Raw genomic sequence first — 20,370 nt, forward strand, 5'->3', positions numbered from 1 at the left:
TTGCGCCCTGCGCGCATCCTGCGCTCCGGGTCCGCGTCAGCGGCCGGGTTCCGTTGACTGCACGTCCGTGTGCAGGCAACGGAATCGGCGCGATCCATCGCGCCGACCCTGCGGGCCTTTTCGTCCGCTGCCACCGCAATGTAATGGGGACCCGGAGAAGCCAGAGCAGCGCGCTTCGTGCGCGCCAAAGCGACAGCCACCTTCGTAGGTACGGTTTTTGATCCGTCTTTTGATCTCGGGTCCCCGTCAGCCGCGGCGAGGGCATGACGGACTCGCCCGCTAGGGTCGCGCGCAGGATGCGCGCGAGTTCGCGAATGGACACGGATGTCCATCGAGCGAACCCCGGCATGACCTCGCGCACCCGTAGCGCGCAGCGCGGAGGGCGCGGCTCCCGGGGCGGCGTTTCTTTGGTTACTTTCTTGTCGCTGCTGACAAGAAAGTGACCCGCTCGTCCAAAGGACGAGTGGAAGCCTTGCTCTTAAAGAAAAACAAAAAAGCAAAGTCACTGGATGACCAGCCCTACGGCTGTTGAGAGCCCCGCTAAGAGCACGCGGGAATGACGGGCAGAGACAGAAGCTGGATTCCCGCTTTCGCGGGAATGACGAGCAAAAAAAGAGCGAAAGCCGGGCGCGATGAATCACGCCCCCACAAAGAGAGCCGCCCTCCCTCAACAAGAGAGAAGAAGACAAAGCAGCGCAGCCAGTCATGCGTGCGCCCCCTCAGCCGCCTCGTCGCCACCAAAGCGCTTCGACAACTTCTGCTGCAAGCGATCGAACGCCAGATAAATCACTGGCGTCGTGAACAAGGTCAGCATCTGCGACACGATCATGCCGCCGACGATCGTGATGCCGAGTGGATGGCGCAGTTCCGAGCCGACGCCGGTGCCGAGCATCAGCGGCAGCGCACCGAACAAAGCGGCCAGCGTGGTCATCAGAATCGGGCGGAAGCGCAGCAGACAGGCCTGATAGATCGCCTCGCGCGGCGCCATGCCCTGGTTGCGCTCGGCGTCGAGGGCGAAGTCCACCATCATGATCGCGTTTTTCTTGACGATGCCGATCAGCAGAATGATGCCGATGATGCCGACGATGCCGAGATCGCTGCGCGCGACCATCAGCGCGAGCAGCGCGCCGATACCGGCCGACGGCAATGTGGAAAGGATCGTGATCGGATGGATGAAGCTCTCGTAGAGCACGCCAAGAACGATGTACATCGTCACGATCGCGGCGAGGATCAGCAGCACCGTGTTGGTCAGCGACGCCTGGAAGGCAAGCGCCGCGCCTTGGAATTGGGTATCGATGCTCGCCGGCAGACCCAGTTCCTTCTCGGTCTGCTTGATCGCCTCGACCGCCGCGCCGAGCGAAGCACCGGGAGCGAGATTGAACGAAATCGTCGTCGCCGGGAACTGGCCGATGTGGCTGATCAACAGCGGCCCCGTGCGTTCGCTCAAGCGTGTAATCGTCGATAGCGGCAACTGCGCACTCTCGATCGCCGCCGCGGTCGTGCCGCTGGAAACGCCGGGTGTCGCGCCCTGCGGCGTGCCGACGTTCGATGTCGAACTCGAACTCGAGGTCACGCTGTTCGCATTGGCGAGACCGGGAATATAGATGTGTTCGAGCGCCTTCGGCCCCTGCTGCAATTCGGGGTGCACTTCGAGCACGACGCGATACTGGTTCGACTCGGTATAGATCGTCGAGATGAGGCGCTGGCCGAACGCGTCGTAGAGAATCTGATCGACCGCGGCCGGCGTGATGCCGAGGCGGCCCGCGGTGTCGCGGTCGATATCGAGGTAGGCCTGCAGGCCCTGCGACTGCAGGTCGCTGGCCACGTCGGCGAGTTCGGGCCGATGGTTGAGCGCGTCGACGAGCTTCGGCACCCAGGTATTGAGGTCGGCGAGGTTCGGCGAGCCGAGAGTGAACTGGTATTGCGTGCGGCTGACGCGGTCCTCGATCGTCAGGTCCTGTACCGGCTGCATGTACAGCGCGATGCCTGTGACCTTGCGCGTCGATGCGGCGAGGCGCGCGATCACCGTCTCCACGTCGTCGCGCGTGCCATGCTGCTTCAGATTGATGAGGAAGCGGCCGCTGTTGAGCGTCGTGTTGGTGCCGTCGACGCCGATGAACGAGGACAGTGATTCCACCGCCGGGTCTTTGAGGATCTCGGCGCCGAGCGCCTGCTGGCGCTCGCTCATCGCCGCGAACGAGATCGACTGCGAGGCTTCGGAAATGCCCTGGATCAGGCCGGTGTCCTGGATCGGGAAGAAGCCCTTCGGAATGACGATATAGAGAATCACCGTGAACACCAGCGTGGCGACCGCGACGATCAGCGTGGCGAACTGGCGGTCGAGCACCCAGGTCAGCCAGCGCCCGTAACTCGCGATGATGCGGTCGAACCATTCGCCGGTCTTGCGCGAGAAGCGGCTTTCTTCTTCGGGCTTGTGGTGCCTGAGAATCTTCGCGCAAAGCATCGGCACGAGGGTCAGCGAGACGACTGCCGAGATCACGATCGTCACCGCGAGCGTGATCGCGAACTGGCGGAACAGGCGCCCGACCACGTCGCCCATGAACAGCAGCGGGATCAGCACCGCGATCAGCGAGACGGTCAGGCTGATGATGGTGAAGCCGATCTGGCCCGAGCCTTTGAGCGCCGCTTCGAGCGGCGAATCGCCCTCTTCGAGATAGCGCGAGATGTTCTCGATCATGACGATCGCGTCGTCGACAACGAAGCCGGTCGAGATCGTCAGCGCCATCATGGTCAGGTTGTTGAGCGAGAACCCGGCGAGATACATCACGCCGAACGTGCCGACCAATGACAGCGGCACCGAGAAGCTCGGGATGATCGTCGCCGGCAGGTTGCGCAGGAAGACGAAGATCACCGCAACGACGAGGACGACGGCGAGCAGCAGCTCGAACTGTACGTCCTCGACTGAAGCGCGCACGGTGACGGTGCGGTCGGTCAGCAGGCTGACTTCGACCGACGCCGGCAGCGACGCGCGCAGCAGCGGCAGGCGCTGCTTGATCTGGTCCACGACCTGGATCACGTTCGCGCCCGGCTGGCGCTGGATGTTCATGATGATGCCGGGCAGCGTGTCCTTCCATGCGGCGAGCTTGTTGTTCTCGGCACCGTCGACGATCGTCGCGACGTCGGTCAGATGCACCGGCGCGCCGTTCTTGTAGGCGATGACGATGGCTTTGTAGGCGTCGGCCGACTTGAGCTGGTCGTTCGCGTCGATCGTGTACGAGCGCGTCGGCCCGTCGAAGCTGCCCTTGGAACTGTTGACGTTGGCGTTGACGATCGCGCTGCGCAGATCTTCCAGGCTCATGCCGTACGCGGCGAGCGCGGTCGGGTTGGCCTGCACGCGCACGGCCGGGCGCTGGCCGCCAGACAAGGTGACGAGGCCGACGCCGTCGATCTGCGAAATCTTCTGCGCGAGGCGCGTGTCGGCGATGTCTTCGAGCTGGGTCAGCGGCAGCGTCTTCGAGGTCAGCGCGAGGGTCAGGATCGGCGCGTCGGCCGGATTGACCTTGCTGTAGATCGGCGGCGACGGCAGATCGCTCGGCAGGAACGTGCCCGCGGCGTTGATCGCCGCCTGCACTTCCTGTTCGGCCACGTCGAGCGACAGATCAAGGCTGAACTGCAGGGTCAGTACCGACGCGCCCGCCGAGCTCGTCGACGACATCTGGTTCAGGCCGGGCATCTGGCCGAGCTGCTTCTCCAGCGGCGCGGTGACCATCTGGGTCATCACCTCGGGACTCGCGCCAGGATACAGCGTGGTGATCTGGATCGTCGGGTAGTCGACCTCGGGCAGCGCCGATAGCGGCAGATAGCGATAGGCGAGAATGCCGACGAGGAGGATCGCGACCATCAGCAGCGAGGTCGCGACCGGGCGCAGGATGAAGATGCGTGACGGATTCATTGTTTCGTTCTTGCGCTCGTCTTCGCGGAATCCCGACGCCAGCCGGATTCACAGGGGCGCGATTCGCCGCGCCCGACTTTTTCGTTCGTCACTTCCGCAAGAGCAGGCCGGGGCAAACCGGCGCCCGGCAGCAAAAACGAAAGCGGCCGCGCTGCGGAATTCACTGCTTTTTCTCGTCCGCCGGTTTGCCGCCGTCGGCCGGCTTTGCGCTGGCGTCATTCGCCGGCTGCGCAGACGCATTCGCCGGCGCGGCGGCATCGTTCGCAGGCGTGGCGTTCGGCGCGCTGCCGTCGCGGCGGTGATGCGCGCCTTGAGGCTGGCCCGGCTGGCCGCCGGCCTGATTCTGGCGACCCTGATTGTGCGCGGCGGATTTCTGCGCATCGCCCGGCGCAGCGGCAGGTTGCGGATTGTCGCCCGGCAGTTCGACCTTGCTGCCTTCGCGCAGGCGGTCCGCGCCGCTGGTGACGACGATTTCGCCGACCTGCAAGCCGTCGGTCACCGCGACGCGTTCGCCTTCGGTCGCACCGGTGATGATGTTGCGCACCGCCGCGGTCTTGTCCGCCTGGACGACGTAGACGAAGGTGCCGTTCGATCCGCGTTCGAGCGCCGAGGTCGGGATGACCGTCGCGCCCTGCAGCGTATCGACGAGCAGGCGCACATTGACGAACTGGTTCGGGAACAGGCCCTCGTCGTCGTTGACGAACTCGGCCTTGGCCTTGACCGTGCCGGTGCTCGTGTCGACCTGGTTGTCGAGGCTGGCCAGGCTGCCCGTGGCGAGCTTGGTCTTGCCGGCGCGGTCCCACGCCTCGGCCTGCATCGCCACGCCGGAGTGGAGCTTCTTGAGCACCGTGGGAAGATTGTCCTCGGGCACGGTGAACAACACGTCGATCGGCTTCAACTGGGTGACGATGACGATGGTCGTGCCGACGGCAACGTTGTTGCCGGGGTCGATCTGGCGCAGACCGACGCGGCCGGTCACCGGGGCGACGATCCGGGTGTAGTTGAGGTTGACCTTGGCCGTGTCGATCTGGCCCTGATCGGTCTTGGTCTGGCCTTCGTACTGGCGTACGAGCGAGGACTGCGAGTCGAGCTGCTGCTTGGCGATCGAATCCTGCTTGAACAGGGTCTGGTAGCGATCGAGGTCGATCTTCGCTTCGGCGAGCAGGGCCTGGTCCTTGGCCAACGTGCCCTGTGCCTGTTCAAGCGCGGCCTGATAGGTGCGCGGATCAATCTCGGCGAGCAAATCGCCCTGGTTGACGAGCTGACCTTCCTTGAACTTCACGCTGAGCAACTGCCCGGCCACTTGCGCGGTCACGGTTACGTTGCGCAGCGGCGTCACCGTGCCGAGCGCGTTGAGCACGATCTTGATGTCGCCCTTGGCTACCGTCGCCGTGCCGACCGGCATCGGCAGACCGCCGCCGCGGCCGCCAGCTCCGCCACCGGGCCCTCCGCCACCGCCGCCGAAGCGCCCGGTCGGTGCCGGCGCCGCGCTCTTGGACAGCCAGTACGCGCCGATGCCGAGCACGGCGACGACGGCGACGACGATCAGGTACGGCAGCCACCTGCGCTGCGGACTGCGGGCAGGGCCGGGGCGGGAGAAATCCGTGCTCATGGTTTTTTTTCTGGTCGATGGAATGGGTGGCAGTGCGCGGCGATCCGATATGCAATTCGCGCCCGATTCGCTGCCGGTGTGCGCCGCAGCACCGGCAGCGAATCGGGCCTTCCGCAAAGACCGCAAATCGCGCGCAACGTTACCGTGCGCAATCTGAATTCACAATTACAACCGGGTTAGCGGATGTAACGACGTACGAGCCCATATGCGGACTGGAAAGCGGCGGCGTGCGCGAGGCCCGTGCGGCGACGCCGATGGAACCATGCAAATGCGCAGGAAGTTTGAAGTTACTTCACAAAGCTGACAGCGGTTTGTTGCAGTGCCAGAAATACCGCCTCCGAATAGGGGTGCGGATCGACCCATTCGCTGTTCGTCATGATGACCACGCCGCGTTTTTCGCGCGGATAGATTTCCAGCCGCGTCCGCGTTTTCTCCTGCGAACCGTCGTGCGCAATACGCAAACGCTCGCCGTCGCCGACGACGCCCACGTTGAAACCGAGGCCGTAATTCGTCGGCGTGCCGTCGCGCAGAGTCTGCCGCGTCCACATCTGCACCGCGGTCTGCGCGCCGACCAGGCGGCCGTCGATCAGGCCTTTGGCGAAGGCGGCGAAATCGCCGATGTCGGAAATGTATCCGCCGCCACCGAGCTTCCAGCTTACGTCGGTGTCGGTCGAAGGCACGACCGCTTCGCCGTCCTTGCGGTAGCCGACCGCGCGGTTCGCGATCGCGAGCCACTGGTAGTCGGGCTGCATCGTGCTCAGATGCAGCGGTTCGATAATGCGCTCGCGCACCTGCTGCGCGAACGGCTCTGCGCCCGCGCGCTGCACCACGGCGCTGGCGAGAATATAACCGTGGGTCGAATACGCGTACTTCGCGCCCGGCGCATTGACCAGCGGCGAGTCCTTGAACGTGTCGAGCGCGGCGACGACATCGGCATAAGGATGCGGATCGGCGTACGTCTTCTCGGCGCGGATCACCGGCCCGTTGTCGTAGTGGACGATGCCGGCCTGATGGCGCAGCACGTCGCGCAGCGTGATCTTCACGCCCTTGTCGGGAAACTCCGGCACGTAGTGGCGCACGTCGGCGTCGAGATCGAGCTTGCCGCGCTCGGCCAGTTGCATCGCCGCGATCGCGGTGACCGGCTTCGACACCGAAGCCCAGCGGAACATCGTCCGCGTCGTCACCGCCATCTTCTTTTCGCGGTCCGCGTAGCCATAGCCTTTGAGGTAGACGATCTCGCCGTTCTCGATCACGCCGACCGCCATGCCGACTGCGCCGTCGCGGCGCATCCCGGCCTCGACCGCCGCATCGATCGCCGCGGCGCGTGACGGCGCCAGCGTCGCTACGCCGGGCCCGCGTTGCGCGGCGCAAGCCGCGAGAACCAGTGCCGAAAATACCCAGCCGAATCGCATCGCCCGCTTCATCGCCCTTCCCCTTGAAAACGTCCGCCCGCCGCGCTGCCGCGATTATGCGGCAAAATGCACGACCGCCCTGCCGATACGCCGATGACTGCCGCGCCCGCCCCCCGCTCGCACACGCCCTACAGCCCGCACGCGCTCGCCGTGACCCTGGCCTGGCTGCGGGTCTGCGCGGTGGTCGGCCAGCTCGTCACCGTGCTTGCTGTCGCTCACCTGCTGATGCTGCCGATCGCGGAAGGCGCCCTGCTCGCCGGCATCGCCGCGCTCGCCTTGTTCGATCTGTTCGTCTGGTGGCGGCTCGGGCAGCCGTGGCCGGTCGTCGAGACCGAAGTCGTCGCCCATCTCGCCGTCGATACCGGCGTGCTCTGCTATCTGCTGTACCTGACCGGCGGCGCGACCAATCCGTTCGTCTCGCTGTATATCGTGCCGATCGCGCTCGCGGCGATGGCGTTGTCGCCGCGCCATCTCGCCGCGTCGGTGTTGATCGCGTGCCTCGCCTATCTCGCCGTGCTGGTCTGGCATGAACCGCTGCCCGACGTCGCCAATCACGCTGCGCACGGCGCCGAAGCCGAGGCGGCGCGCGACTTCAACCTGCATGTGTTCGGCATGGCGGTGAATTTTGCGATCAGCGCGGTCCTGCTCGGCTTCTTTATCTGGCGCCTCGCGCGCGAGCTGCGCGAGCGCGAGACGGTCGCCCAGCGCGAGCGCGAGCGAGCGCTGCGCGACGAGGGCATCCTTGCCATCGCGACCCAGGCCGCCGGCGCGGCGCACGAACTCAATACGCCGCTGTCGACGATCCGCACTCTGGTCGGCGAACTGCGCCGCGAACATCCGGCCGACACGCCGCTCGGCGAAGATCTCGCTCTGCTTGCGGGCCAAGCCGAACGCTGCCGCGACATTCTGCGCGAGCTGGTCCACGTCGGCAGCGCGCAATTGACCGAGCAGGCGGCCGAGCAGACTCTCGGCGAATTCGTCGCCGACTGCGCCGAACGCTTCCGCCTGCTGCGCCCCACAGTCGAACTCGCGGTCACACTCGAGCCCGCAGCACAGGCGCCGGCGCTGCGCATCGTGCCGGCGCTGCGCCACGCGATCCTCAACCTGCTCAACAATGCGGCCGATGCTTCCGCCGCCGCGGCGAGCGCAAGCGTGGAATTCCGCGCCGCGCACGCCGGCACCGACGTCGTCATCGAAGTGCGCGACTACGGCACCGGCCTGCCACAGGCGGTGCGCGACGCGGCCGGCGCGCGCTTCGTCTCGGCCAAGCGCGACGGTCTCGGCCTCGGTCTCGCCCTGACCAATGCGACGATCGAACGCTTCCACGGCAGCCTGCATGCGGATGCCGTTGCGGGCGGCGGCACCGTGACGCGCCTGACTTTGCCTTTGTCCGAATTGAACAAAGCGGAGAGAATAGAGCGCAAGAATTCTTAGCCACGGATTACACGGATATCACGAATAAGATCACAGGATTTGCAAGAAGCAATGATCTGCTCCTGTTTGATCCGTGTTATCCGCGCAATCCGCAGCGAAAACGCCTTTCCCGGAAACTCACGATGACTACAACTTCCCCTCACCGCGTGCTGTTGATCGACGACGACGAAGTGTTCACGCGCGTGCTCGCGCGCGCGCTCAGTGCGCGCGGGTTTGCCGCCGCGGTCGCGCACGACGCCGCGCAGGCGCTCGCGCATGTACGCGCCGAGCCGGTGCAGTTCGCCGTGCTCGATCTCAAGCTCGGCGCCGACAACGGCCTCGCCCTGATCCCCGAGCTGAAAGCGCTGCGTCCCGGTCTGCGCATCCTGCTGCTGACCGGCTACGCGTCGATCGCGACCGCGGTCGAGGCGATCAAGCGCGGCGCCGACGATTACCTCGCCAAACCGGTCGATGCAGACGCGATCGTCAACGCCCTGCTCGCCACGCATCCGGCCGACAGGCAGCACGCCGCGGCGCACGACGAGGTCGCCCTGCCGCATGCGCCGCCGCCGCTCAAGCGGCTCGAATGGGAACACATCCACCGTGTGCTGACCGAATGCGACGGCAATATCTCGGAAACCGCACGCCGTCTCGGCCTGCACCGGCGCACCCTGCAGCGCAAGCTCGCCAAGCATCCGGTGCGCGAAGCCGAATAGGTCGCGCGAGGCGTGAATTCAGGCGCGGCGTGTGCGCTGCCCGTTCAACTGCGTATTGAGCAGATCGCGCATCGCCTGCGCACCGATCGTGTGCGAAAAGAACCAGCCCTGGGCGAGCTGGCAGCCGAGTTCGCGCAGCACCTTGACCGTGCGGCTGTCCTCGACCGCCTCGGCGACGAGGTCGATCTCGAGCGTGCGCCCGAGCGCGAGAATGCTCGCGACGATGCGCCGCGCCTTGTCGTCGGCGGCCAGATCGGAAACGAAGGCGCGATCGAGCTTGATGCGATCGACCGGTAGCTGACGCAGGTAGGCGATCGAGGAGTAACCCGTACCGAAATCATCGAGCGCGATGCGCACGCCGGCCTCGCGCAGCAGCGCAAGCTGATCGAGCACGACGCTGTCGGAACGGATCAGCACGCCTTCGGTGATCTCGAAGCACAGATTGCGGCCCGGAACGCGGTAGCGCGCGAGTTCCTGCAACACGTGCCCGGCCCATTGCGGATTCTGCATCTCGCTCGCCGACACGTTCACCGAGATCGCGAAATTCGGCAGGCGCGCGAGCGGCCAGCTCGCGACCGCGCGCAGCGTGGCCGACAGAATGCCGCGGTCGAGATCGCCGATCAGGTTCTTGCGTTCGGCCCATTCGATGATGTCGCCCGTGGTCAGCCCCTCGGGCGCGCCGGGCCAGCGCAGCAGGGCCTCGGCACCGCGGATCTCGCCGCTGCGGATGTCGACGATCGGCTCGAAGCGCGGCTCGAATGCGCGCTCGTTCCATGCGCCCTCGATCTCCGCGTCGAAAAGCGCCGCTTGCGTCTGCGGCACCGCGCTCTTGCGCAAGCCTTCAACGTAGCCGGCGTAGTAGCGTTCAAGCTGGAATATGCGGCGGTCGTTGTTCGCGATCAGGGCGAGGAACAGGCCGATGAGCACACAGAGCAACTGCGGCAGCGCCTGGCCGAGCCACCACAATGGCGCGCTCAGATACGGCAGGGCCATCTTCGACGTCGCCACGGTGAGATGCCAGACGTCGCTGCCGATCTTCAGCGTGAATTCCTGAGCGAGGTGCGGATCGGCATTGCGGATCCGCGTCGGCCCGGCCGGCATCTCGGCCAGGGTCTCGCCGCCCGCGTTGGTCAATTGCAGGTCGTGGCCGCCCGCAAGCAGCTCGCGGCTCATGCCGTGGCCGCCGAGCAGAGCCTGGATCTTCAGCGGCGCGACCACCGCACCGCGCGGATCGACGGTGGGCAGATACAGAAACACCGCCGGCACGTGCTCGCCGTCGGCGCGCAGTGAGATCGAGCGCGCCGACGCGGCGAGGCCGCCGCTCTGCGATTGCAGCAGCGCCGCACGCCGCTGCGCTTCGGAGGCAAGGTCGAATCCGAGCAGCGGCTTGCGCTCCTGCGGCGCGATGCGCAACAGCGGCCAGTATTCGTCGCGGCGCGGCGCGGCGGCGAGACTGCCGCTTTCGTCGACCTGGGTCAGCGGCGTCGCCACGCCGCGCTGCGCGGCGAGCCCCGCCTCGGTGCGCGCGCGCTCGGCATCGGGGATATGTTCGGCCCAGCCGAGTCCGAGCAACAGATGCGATCCTTCCAGCAGTTCCCCGGCGAACTGATCGAACTGCGTCGGCGACACGTCGCCGGTGACGCGATAGAACGCACGCAACAGCAGCAGTTTCTGTTCGGCCGCGTCGAGATCGGCCTGGATCTCGTTCTTGAAGGAAATACCGAGATTCTCGAAACGCTGCTGCTCGCGCTGCACCTGCTGTAAACCGAGATAGGCGGCCAAAGCGATCGCCGCCGACGTGACCAGAGCCAGCATGATGCGCGGATTGCGCAGCCGGTTCTGAGCGAGCCTCGGCATGTTCTTGCGCAATTCGCCGACCACGATCACTGGCACCGCCATCCAGACCGAGAGCGTCGTCGATACCCACATCGCACTCGCGAACAGTAGGTTCTCGGCAGCCAGCGGCACGTTGACCCAGCCGAAAACAAAGCCGAGGGCCAGTGTTCTCAACAGGCATACTGTGGGACCGACGAGCAGCATCAAGCCTATCCAGCCCGGCAGCGACAGCGAGCCGTCGCGTATATCGACGACATAGGCGCGCAAGATGCGGACGCCGAGCCAGGCCTGCACCGTGCCGACCGAACAGACCACGAGCAGCAGCGCGGTGTCGGCCGGCGCGGGCTGCGCCTTGCCCGTCCACGACAACAGGCTGAACCACTGCCAGTCGTTCGACCAGTTGTGGATCAGCGCGGCGAGAAACACGCCGACGAGCGCGGGCCGGCCCCAGTAGTACGCGAAGAGCAGGCTGGCTCCGGTCATCGGCCAGATCAGCGTGTAGCGGTAGAACGAACTGGAAAGCGCGAGCGTGGCGGTCATCACGCCGACGAGCGCCACGGTGGTGAGCAGCGTTTTGTATACGCTCGGCCACCAGCCGGTCGCGACGCTCATCGTCGCACCTTCGACTCGCGGAAAGGTTTCGCTACCGGAACGGACACGAAGGCTCTCCTGCTCGATCTGGATCGATCAATCTGCCGCATGCTAACAGACGTGCGCTCGATCGGGGGCGGGAAACCGGCGTTGCGCCGGAGCGGATGTCCGCGCAACGATGCTAAGCCACATCCGTGCTTTCACGTAAATAGCCCTTTCGTCCGTGGCCCCCGTTGCGCCGCCGGCGGTCACTTGACAAATCCGAAACTTAAACATACCGTCCAAATGGTATGTAGAATTTCAATCGCCGCCGCCGGAAGCGATCCGGCAGCGGTGCGATGTTCGGGGGCGAGGTCAGGATGCCGTTGTGCGCTCGCCGGCGTAGGCATTTCATCATCAGCGAGGTGGGCAATGGGGGCATCCAAGAATCGACTGCTGCGCACGATCATCCATGCGGGGCTCTGCGCAGCGCTGGCCGGGCCGTGGCCCGGCGCGCAGGCGCATGCCGCGGAAGCGGCGGACGACGCTCCGGCCGACGCCGCGCAGGACGGCGAACAGAGGAAGTCGCCGGACAAGAACGGTCAGCTCGAAACAATCACGGTCACCGCGACCAAGCGCGGCGAGTCGATCGAGAAAGTACCGATGGCGATCACCGCGATCAGCGGCAGCAAGCTCGAAGACCTCGGCGCGGTGAATTTCGAGGATTTCGCCCGCACCGTGCCGGGCCTCGACTTCGCCGCGCTCGGCGCCGGGCAGAACCGCGCGACGATCCGCGGCGTGTCGACGTTCTCGGGCGTATCGGTCATCGGCATCTATCTCGACGATTCGCCGGTCGCCTCGCCGATCAACTACACCCAGCCGAGCCTGGCGCTCTACGACATCGACCGCATCGAAGTGCTGCGCGGCCCGCAGGGCACTCTGTACGGCGAAGGCTCGCTCGGCGGCACGATCCGCTACATCACGCGGCCGGCCGAACTCGACGCGACCGAGGCGAGTTTCGCGACGTCCCTGTCGAGCACCGAGCACGGCGGTCTCAATTACAGCGTCGCCGGCATGTTCAATGCCCCGGTCGTGAACGACCGGCTCGCGGTGCGCGGTGAAGTGCAGCACATCCAGGACGCCGGCTTCATCAAGAACGTGCCGCTCAACGACGACGGTTACAACGACAGTCATACCGACGCGGCGCGGTTGAAGACCACGCTCAAGCTCTCCGACGATTTCAGCGTGCGCGCGAGCTTCATGTATCAGAACATCGTCCAGGGCGCGCCGAACGTCGAAAGCTACGACGCGCCGCGCGGCTCGCTGCTCAACTACGACACCGCGCAACAGTCGTACCGCGACCGCTTCTACCAGTCGAACGTCACCGCCGAGTACCGGTTCGACTGGGCCGACGTTCAGTCGTCGACGTCCTACTTCGACCGGCGCACCGACGCCGACCAGCAGTCACGCGGCTTGCAGTTGAACCTCGGCGCCTACCCGTACCCGCTCTATTCCGTCACCGAGAACAAGTACAACGTGTTCACCGAGGAACTGCGCGCGGCCTCGCGCGGCGACGGCCCGTTCAAGTGGGTTGGCGGCGTCTACTACAAGAACCAGAACGTGATCCAGCACGAGAACGACTTCAATACCGTGCCGAGCGGCCCGTTCGTCGGCAACCGCTATCAGAAGCAGAGCTTCGAACAGGTTGCCGTATTCGGCGAAGCGAGCTATGCGATCACGCCGGCACTGACCGCGACCTTGGGATTGCGCTGGTTCGACGAGAACCAGAAAGCGATCGACGAACTCGGCCGCAACTTTACCGTGTCGGCGAGCAAGGTCGTGCCGAAGGGCGTCCTCCAGTACAACTTCGCCGACGATCGCATGATCTACGCGAGCGTGACCGAAGGCTTCCGTTCGGGCGGGGTCAACTTCTACAAAGTGCCCGGCGTCGACACGACCTACAAGCCGGATACGACGCTCAATTACGAGGTCGGCACGAAACTCGCGTTCTTCGATCGCCACCTGACCGTCAATCTGGCCGCGTACTACATCGACTGGCGCGATCTGCAGACCTTCGTCTACCGCCCCGACATCGGCCCGTCGGCGTTCTTCGTCGAGAACGTCTCGGCCGCGCGCAGCAAGGGTTTCGAGTGGGAAATCGCCTGGGCGCCCGAAGCGGTCGCAGGGCTGACGCTTGGCTTCAACGGCAACGTCACCGACGCGCGCTTCACCAAGGACGCGCCGTTCGAGGGCAAGGCCGGCAACCGCCTGCCGCAGGTGCCGGCGAACAATTCGAGCGCGTTCGCCCAGTACGAATTCCCGATCGCGGACTCGAAAGCCGGCTTCGTGCGCGTCGACTACCAGCGCGTCGGCACGTTCTACAACAGCGGCAGCAACACGCTCAGTTCGGGCGGCTACGACCTGGTCAACCTGCGCGCGGGTGTCGACCTCAGCGAGCGCTGGCGCGTGAACGTGTTCGTCAACAACGCCGGCAATACGGTCGCCGATCTGTACAAGTACTACAGCACTTACTACGGCACCTTCCGCAACCCGCCGCGCACGATCGGCGTCGAGTCGCGCTGGACGCTCTGATCCATGCGCCACGTACCGGCGATCACTCTGACCACGGCGCAGCGCTGGGCCTTCGCCGGCGTCAACGTGCCGTTTGCGATCCTGCACGCGCCGGCGCTCGGCACCCTGCCGGCGCTGTACGCGAAGTACGCGCACCTCGATCTCGTCTTCATGGGCCTCGTGCTGACGCTCGCGCGCGTGCTCGACTGCGTGCTCGATCCGATCACCGGCTACGCCTCCGACCGCACCGTGTCGCGCTTCGGCCGGCGCAAGCCGTGGATCTTCGCCGGGGCGCTGCTCGCGAGCGTCTCGGCGTACTTCGTGTTCCGCCCGTCGCCGGCGACGGGTGCGGCCTACTTCGCGCTGTGGTATTTCCTCCTCTACGTCGGCTGGACCCTCGGCGAGATTCCGCACACCGCCTGGCTCAGCGAACTCTCGCACAACTACGACGAGCGTTCGCACCTGTCGACCCTGCGCAAAACCGCCGGCCTGATCGGCGGTCTCATGTTTCCGCTGATCGCCTTCCTGCCGATCTTCCCGACCACCGACATCACTCCCGACGTCACCGCGTTCGCCTCCTATCTGGTCATCGTACTGATGCCGATCACCGTGTTCTGGGCGCTGCGCAGTCTGCCGAACGACACCGCCGCCGCGCCGAACCGCACGCCGCTCATCGAAGTGTTGCGCGGCGTCGCGCGCAACCGCCCGTTCTGGATCTACATGGCGTCGAACGCCTGCTCGGGTCTTGGCTCGGGCATGGTCGCGGCGCTGTTCTTCTTCTATCTCGACAGCTATCTCGGCATCGGCAGCAAGCTCGCCCACATCACCATTATGGTCTTCGTCGCCTCGCTGCTCGGCACGAACTTCTGGCTGCGCGTGATGTACCGGATCGGCAAGCACCGCACTCTCGCGATCTGCTGCGCGACCTCGATGCTGACCCTCGTTGTGATGGCGATGATCCGTCCGGGCGACTACGCCTTCTGGGCCATCTTCGTCGTCTTCGCCACGTCGGCGTTCTGCGCGACAGGCTACGAAGCGGCCGGCATGGCGATGATGGCCGACATCGTCGACTACGACACGCTGAAGACCGGCGACCGGCGCGCCGGCAACTATTTCGCCGCGATGTCCTTCGTCAGCAAGCTCAATCTCGCCGCGGGCGGCGGCGTCGCGCTGATCCTCGTCGGCCTGTTCGGTTTCAGCCCGAGCAAGCCGAACGGCACCCTGGCGATGACCGGCTTCTTCACCGTCTTCATCGCGATCCCGATCGTGCTCAACGCGCTCGCCGCGTGGTTCGCCTGGCGCTTCCCGCTCGACCGCCGCCGCCAGGACATCGTCCGCCGCCGTATCGAGGACCGCGACCTGCGCGCCGCGCAGGCCTCCGCCACAGGAGTATCGCCATGATCTTTGAAGTACTGACCACGGCGAGCTGCCGCTGGTCGATCCGCAATATCGTCGCACTGCGCGAAAAGCAGGCGGCCTACACCCTCGTCGATGTCGCCACGGCCGCTGGCAAGGCACCGTGGTTTCTCGCGCTGACGCCGTTCGGCAAGACGCCGGGGCTGCGTCACGCCGGCGAAATCGTGGTCGAGAGCCGCGAGATCAACGAGTACGTCGATGCCGCCGCGCCGGGACGCGCCCTGCTTCCGTCCGATCCACTGCGGCGCAGTTGGGCACGCATCTGGAACGGCTACTGCGACGAGGTGCTGATGCGCTGCATCTATCGCCTCACCGCGCCGGTCGGCACACCGGAACGCGTCGACGCACTCGACCAGTTCGACCGCGCGCTCGCACGCGCCGACCGGCATGTCTTCGAGCACGCTGCCGCGGACGGCCTCTGGGGCGGAGAGCAGCCCGGCCTGACCGATATCTGCTACTGGACGGTGTTCGACGTGCTCGCGCGCGTCGAGTCGATGGCCGACGCGCGGCATTTGCTCGGCCATCACCCGACTCTGCAGCGCTGGAGCGAGCGGCTGCTCGCGCATCCTAGCTTCCGCGTCGCCGAGGCCGAGCTTGTGGCGATGTCGGCCCCTCCTTCTGCTTGCCTCCACTGACATGTCTTCGACGATTCCGCACTCCGGCGAGTCCGCCGCCGCGCACGCCTCCGTCATCACCGCCGAAGCGCATTGGCCGTTCTCCGACCTCGATGCCGCGCTTGCCGAGGCGCGCGCCCGCGACAAACCGGTGTTCGCCTACTGGAGCACCGAGTGGTGCCCGCCTTGCGGTGAAATGCGTGCGACCGTGTTCCGCACCGCGGAATTCCAGGCGCGCCTCGGCAGCGTCGTCGCACTCGCGATCGACGGCGATGCGCCGCTTGCACAGAGCGCGGGCGACCGGCTCGGCACCACGGTCTATCCGACCATGCTTCTGCTCGGCAACGACGGCGAGGAATGGCTGCGCTTTCCGGGCGGTCTGCGCGCCGCCACCTTTTGCAAGGTACTCGACCTCGCCGTGGAGAAGCGCACGCCGATTTCCGTGCTCGCCTCGCGCCTGCTCGGCGGCGAGGCGCTCGACGCCGGCGATTTTCGTCTGCTCGCGTTCCACTACTGGCCGCAGGACGGCCGCACCGCGGCAGGCGACCGGCGTCTGGGGCTGCTCGAACGGCTCGACGAACGCCTGCCGCCGCAGCTCGAAGTGGAGGCAGCGCGCGTCTTCCTCTGGCGCTTGCTCGAAACCGCTGCGCACCATGCGACCGACCCGGCTTCGGTCGCCGCACCGCTGCGCACACATCTGCACGAGCGTTTGCTCAGCCTACTGCGTTCGTCGCAGGCAAGCTACGCGACGCTCTACTACCTGATCGTCGGCACCGGTCCCGTGCTCGGCCTGCTCGCTCCCGATTCCGGCGCGGCTCGGCACAAGTTGCTCGACGCACTGATCGCCGCGCTCGAACGCGTGCTCGACGACACCGATCTCTCCGCGACCGAGCGCCTGATCGCCTTGTCCACGCATGCCGACCTGACACGCAAGCTCGTCGCGCCCGACGAACTCGACGCGCGGCTGCGCGAACGCGTACGCGCCACGGTCGAGCGAGCCGAAGCGCAGACGAGTTGGCCGCCAGAGCGGCAAAGCGTGATGAACATGGCTGGTCATCTGCTCAAGCAATGCGGTTTCCGCGGCGAAGCGGAAGCACTGTTCCGCAAGGCGACGCGTGAAGCGGTCGGCCCGACCTATTTCATGCCGTATCTGGCCGAAATCTGCATCGAAGATGGCCGCGCCGACGAGGCGCTGGATTGGTGGCTGCGCGCGTACGAAGAAACCCGCGGCAAAAACTCGCGCTTCGCTCTCGGCGTGCGCTACCTCGCCGCGCTGATCCGACATTTCCCCGAACGCACTGCGCAGATCGAGGCGCTGGCCACGCGCCTGCTCGGCGAACTCGGCGACGATCCCGACCTGACCCGCGGGCGCAACGGCAATTCGCTGCGCCAGCTCGCCCTTGCGTTAAAATCCCGGCGGCGATGAGCCCGCCTACCGCCAAACTGCGATCCGCCCGCCCCGATTCGGACGTCGCCGCCAAGAAGGCGCCGACAGCCCCCACACGCACACGCAAACCGCGCCAGCGGCCAACGCAGGAGGAGCGCAGCGCGGCGACCCAACTCGTCCTGCTCGACGCGACGCTCGACTGCATGAAAGAACTCGGCTACGCGAATACGACCCTGGCCGAAATCGAAAAGCGCTCGCGCATGACGCGCGGCGCCCTGCTGCACCACTACCCGAACAAGAACGCGATCATCGTCGCGGCCTTCGTCCACCTCTATCGCGAGCGCATCAAACGCTTCCAGACCCTCGTGCGCACGAAAAAAGCCGGCATGCACGGCGCCGTGTCGATGATCCGCGGCGAGATGGAAGAGTGGTTCCCGATGACGCTCGAATTCATGAGCGCGATGCGCACGGACCGCACCCTGCACAAGCTGTTCGACATCGAGATCGGCAAGTGGACGCAGTCGATTTCCACGACCTACGAATCGTTGATCCCCGAACTCGATTCGACGCCGTCGCCGCTGCTCGTGCAGTACGTGATCGGCTGCTTCCTGCGCGGCCTGTGCCTCGAAGCGATCGTCACCGAGAAGCCCCTGGTCGACAAGATTTTCGACCAGTTCGTCGAGATTCTCGAAGCCTATCTCGGCTCGCTCTGAACGACAGCGCGAGCCGAGCGCCCCAGCGTCACTCGCCCGAGTAGATGGCGACGTGCGTCTTGCCGTCGCTGTCGACCCAGCCGCGGAACATGCCGTCGGTGTTGAACGGCATCGCGATGTTGCCGTCCTTGTCGAGCGCGATCACGCCGCCGTCGCCGCCGAGCTTCGGAATCACGCCAAGCACGACTTCGTCTGCTGCCTTCTTCAGGCTGTCGCCGCGGAATTCCACACGTGCGCAAATGTCGCGCGCCGCGGTGGCGCGAATGTAAAACTCGCCCCAGCCCGTCGCCGACACCGCACAGCGTGCGTCCGCGTACGTGCCCGCGCCGATGATCGGCGAATCGCCGACGCGGCCCCAGCGCTTGTTGGTCATGCCGCCCGTCGAGGTGCCCGCGGCGAGGTTGCCCTTGGCGTCGAGCGCGACCGCGCCGACTGTACCGTGATGCGGCGTCTTGCCCGGCTCGGCGGTCTTGGCCTTTTCCTCTTCGAGCGCCTGCTGCAGCGCCTTCCAGCGCGCCTCGGTATAGAAGTACTTCGGATCGACGAGCTGCATGCCGATCGACTGGGCGAATGCCTCGGCGCCGTCGGCGAGCAGCATCACGTGCTCGGACTTCTCCATCACCGCGCGCGCGAGTTCGATCGGGTTCTTGATCCGATGCACATTGGCGACCGCGCCGGCGCGCAGGGTCGCACCGTCCATGATCGAGGCGTCGAGCTCGTTCTTGCCGTCGTGGTTGAACACAGCGCCTTTGCCGGCGTTGAAGTTCGGGTCGTCTTCGAGAACGACGATCGCCTTCTGCACCGCGTCGAGACTGCTGCCGCCGGACTTCAGCGCGCCATAGCCCGCCTGCAGCGCCTTTTCGAGCGCGGCACGCACGGCTTTCTCCTTCTCCGGCGTCATTTCCTTCTTCACCACGCCGGCACCGCCGTGGATGACCAGAACGGGAGTGGCGGCTTGACTCATCGAAACGGCTCCAAGGCTGAGCAGGGCGAAGGAAAGGCGGCGCAGAAGATGCGGCATGATGTACTCCAAAGGCGGACTCAAGTATACGTGACGAACTCGACCGGGATTTTTGAAATGACCAACTACCTTCTGCCGATCGCGCTGCTGCTCGCCTCGAACGTGTTCATGACGTTCGCCTGGTACGGCCATCTGAAATTCACCGACCGGCCATTGTGGATCGTGATCTTCGTGAGCTGGGCGATCGCGTTCTTCGAGTACTGCCTGCAAGTGCCGGGCAACCGCATCGGCTACCGCGTCTACAACCCGGCGCAACTGAAGACGATCCAGGAGATCATCACCCTGGTCGTCTTCGTCGCGTTCTCCACGACCTACCTCGGCGCGACGATCAAATGGAATCACCTCGTCGGCTTCGCCCTGATCGTCGTCGCGTCGTTCTTCATCTTCCTCGACTGAGGCCTGCGGCACACACGCAGCGCAGGCCGCTGCGATGGACGGCGCTTGGACGCCGCGTCAGAGCAGGCTGCGGATCGCGCCGATGATACCGAGCGCGGCGAGCACACCGACCGGTGCGATGCTGAGCACGTAGCCGAGCGTGCGCGTGCGCGGGTCGCGCACATAGCTGACCAGATAGAGCACGCGACCGATCAGATAGACGCAGCCGATCAGCGCCATCCAGGTCGCCGACCAGTAGTGCGCGGCGATCCACAGCGAGGGCAGGAACATGATCAGGGTTTCGAGCGTGTTCTGCTGCACGCGGAACCAGCGTTCGAACCCTTCGTCCCCGGTCGTCGCCGGCGCGCGCACCTTGTAGCGCGCGCGTGCCCTGCCGACGAGCCAGACCATCGCGAGAAACTGAAACACGGCGAGCAAGGTGACCAGATCGACCCAAGGCATGCGCTATCTTCCGTTCAATTCGGCGCCGACGCGCTCAGAAAGTGATTTTGCCGCGCAGCATCGCGGCGTACATGACCCAGTCGCCGGCCAGGCTGTAGAACGGATTCTTGAATGTCGCCGGCCTGTTCTTCTCGAAGAAGAAATGCCCGATCCAGGCGAAACCGTAACCGAACAGCGGCAGCAGCCACCAGAAGCCCCAGCGTCCGCTGACCAGCAGCCAGACCAGCGCAATCAGCACGAGCGTGCTGCCGATAAAGTGCATGCGCCGGCAGATGCGGTCGCTGTGCTCCGAGAGATAAAACGGATAGAACTCGCGAAAGCTGGCGTACATGGCGTGGC

15 protein-coding genes are annotated in these 20,370 nt (G+C 65.6%); 8 read left to right on the plus strand and 7 right to left on the minus strand.

Annotated features, from left to right (window positions below; all coding sequences use genetic code 11):
* Window positions 1–703: 703 nt before the first annotated feature.
* The 3 genes from FFS30_RS01600 to FFS30_RS01610 all read right to left on the minus strand — a co-directional run bounded on the left by FFS30_RS01600 (window position 704) and on the right by FFS30_RS01610 (window position 6,949).
* Window positions 704–3,913: an efflux RND transporter permease subunit gene (locus FFS30_RS01600; RefSeq protein ID WP_137911363.1), complete on the minus strand. Its 3,210-nt coding sequence runs from the start codon at window positions 3,911–3,913 to the stop codon at window positions 704–706.
* A 160-nt stretch (window positions 3,914–4,073) separates the two neighbouring features.
* Window positions 4,074–5,525 carry an MdtA/MuxA family multidrug efflux RND transporter periplasmic adaptor subunit gene (locus FFS30_RS01605; RefSeq protein WP_137911364.1) on the minus strand — a complete coding sequence of 484 codons (1,452 nt, stop codon included), beginning with the start codon at window positions 5,523–5,525 and terminating at the stop codon, window positions 4,074–4,076.
* Between the two features lie 287 nt (window positions 5,526–5,812).
* Window positions 5,813–6,949 (minus strand): serine hydrolase domain-containing protein, encoded by a 1,137-nt coding sequence (locus tag FFS30_RS01610; protein ID WP_137911365.1) that lies wholly within the window; start codon window positions 6,947–6,949, stop codon window positions 5,813–5,815.
* Between the two features lie 81 nt (window positions 6,950–7,030).
* Between FFS30_RS01610 and FFS30_RS01615 the strand changes: the two genes are divergently transcribed.
* Together FFS30_RS01615 and FFS30_RS01620 are read left to right on the plus strand one after the other, a co-directional pair.
* Window positions 7,031–8,371 carry an ATP-binding protein gene (locus FFS30_RS01615; protein ID WP_137911366.1) on the plus strand — a complete coding sequence of 447 codons (1,341 nt, stop codon included), beginning with the start codon at window positions 7,031–7,033 and terminating at the stop codon, window positions 8,369–8,371.
* A gap of 122 nt (window positions 8,372–8,493) precedes the next feature.
* Window positions 8,494–9,066: a response regulator transcription factor gene (locus FFS30_RS01620; RefSeq protein WP_137911367.1), complete on the plus strand. Its 573-nt coding sequence runs from the start codon at window positions 8,494–8,496 to the stop codon at window positions 9,064–9,066.
* Window positions 9,067–9,084: 18 nt separating this feature from the next.
* Here FFS30_RS01620 and FFS30_RS01625 read toward each other — a convergent pair whose 3' ends face one another.
* On the minus strand, window positions 9,085–11,514 hold the full coding sequence (locus FFS30_RS01625) for an EAL domain-containing protein (RefSeq protein ID WP_137911368.1): 2,430 nt from the start codon (window positions 11,512–11,514) through the stop codon (window positions 9,085–9,087).
* Between the two features lie 390 nt (window positions 11,515–11,904).
* Here FFS30_RS01625 and FFS30_RS01630 point away from each other — a divergent pair, with 390 nt between their 5' ends.
* Genes FFS30_RS01630 through FFS30_RS01650 form a run of 5 tightly spaced genes read left to right on the plus strand, consistent with a single transcriptional unit; the run spans window position 11,905 to window position 18,173 of the window.
* The gene (locus FFS30_RS01630; RefSeq protein ID WP_171014359.1) at window positions 11,905–14,064 is read left to right on the plus strand and encodes a TonB-dependent receptor; all 2,160 of its coding nucleotides are present in this window, start codon (window positions 11,905–11,907) and stop codon (window positions 14,062–14,064) included.
* A gap of 3 nt (window positions 14,065–14,067) precedes the next feature.
* A complete protein-coding gene (locus tag FFS30_RS01635) occupies window positions 14,068–15,444 on the plus strand; it encodes an MFS transporter (RefSeq protein WP_137911370.1) in 1,377 nt (458 codons plus the stop codon).
* Complete coding sequence (locus FFS30_RS01640) at window positions 15,441–16,094, plus strand: glutathione S-transferase family protein (RefSeq protein WP_137911371.1); 654 nt, start codon at window positions 15,441–15,443, stop codon at window positions 16,092–16,094. Before FFS30_RS01635 ends, FFS30_RS01640 begins: the two co-directional genes overlap by 4 nt.
* Window position 16,095: 1 nt before the next feature.
* The gene (locus tag FFS30_RS01645) at window positions 16,096–17,499 is read left to right on the plus strand and encodes a thioredoxin family protein (protein ID WP_137911372.1); all 1,404 of its coding nucleotides are present in this window, start codon (window positions 16,096–16,098) and stop codon (window positions 17,497–17,499) included.
* The gene (locus tag FFS30_RS01650) at window positions 17,496–18,173 is read left to right on the plus strand and encodes a TetR/AcrR family transcriptional regulator (RefSeq protein ID WP_137911373.1); all 678 of its coding nucleotides are present in this window, start codon (window positions 17,496–17,498) and stop codon (window positions 18,171–18,173) included. Before FFS30_RS01645 ends, FFS30_RS01650 begins: the two co-directional genes overlap by 4 nt.
* A 28-nt stretch (window positions 18,174–18,201) precedes the next feature.
* On the opposite strand, the gene FFS30_RS01655 is transcribed toward FFS30_RS01650, so the two are convergent.
* Window positions 18,202–19,137, minus strand: a complete 936-nt coding sequence (locus FFS30_RS01655; RefSeq protein ID WP_249352114.1) for an isoaspartyl peptidase/L-asparaginase — start codon at window positions 19,135–19,137, stop codon at window positions 18,202–18,204.
* 114 nt (window positions 19,138–19,251) lie between these two features.
* Between FFS30_RS01655 and FFS30_RS01660 the strand changes: the two genes are divergently transcribed.
* Window positions 19,252–19,590, plus strand: a complete 339-nt coding sequence (locus tag FFS30_RS01660) for a DMT family protein (protein ID WP_137911375.1) — start codon at window positions 19,252–19,254, stop codon at window positions 19,588–19,590.
* A gap of 57 nt (window positions 19,591–19,647) precedes the next feature.
* Here the strand turns inward: FFS30_RS01660 and FFS30_RS01665 are convergent, their stop codons facing one another.
* Together FFS30_RS01665 and FFS30_RS01670 are read right to left on the minus strand one after the other, a co-directional pair.
* The gene (locus tag FFS30_RS01665) at window positions 19,648–20,031 is read right to left on the minus strand and encodes an MAPEG family protein (RefSeq protein WP_137911376.1); all 384 of its coding nucleotides are present in this window, start codon (window positions 20,029–20,031) and stop codon (window positions 19,648–19,650) included.
* Window positions 20,032–20,065: 34 nt separating this feature from the next.
* Window positions 20,066–20,362: a DUF962 domain-containing protein gene (locus FFS30_RS01670; protein WP_137911377.1), complete on the minus strand. Its 297-nt coding sequence runs from the start codon at window positions 20,360–20,362 to the stop codon at window positions 20,066–20,068.
* Window positions 20,363–20,370: the final 8 nt, after the last annotated feature.

The sequence above is a fragment of the Rudaea sp. 3F27F6 genome (assembly GCF_005503555.1).
GTDB lineage: Bacteria > Pseudomonadota > Gammaproteobacteria > Xanthomonadales > Rhodanobacteraceae > Rudaea.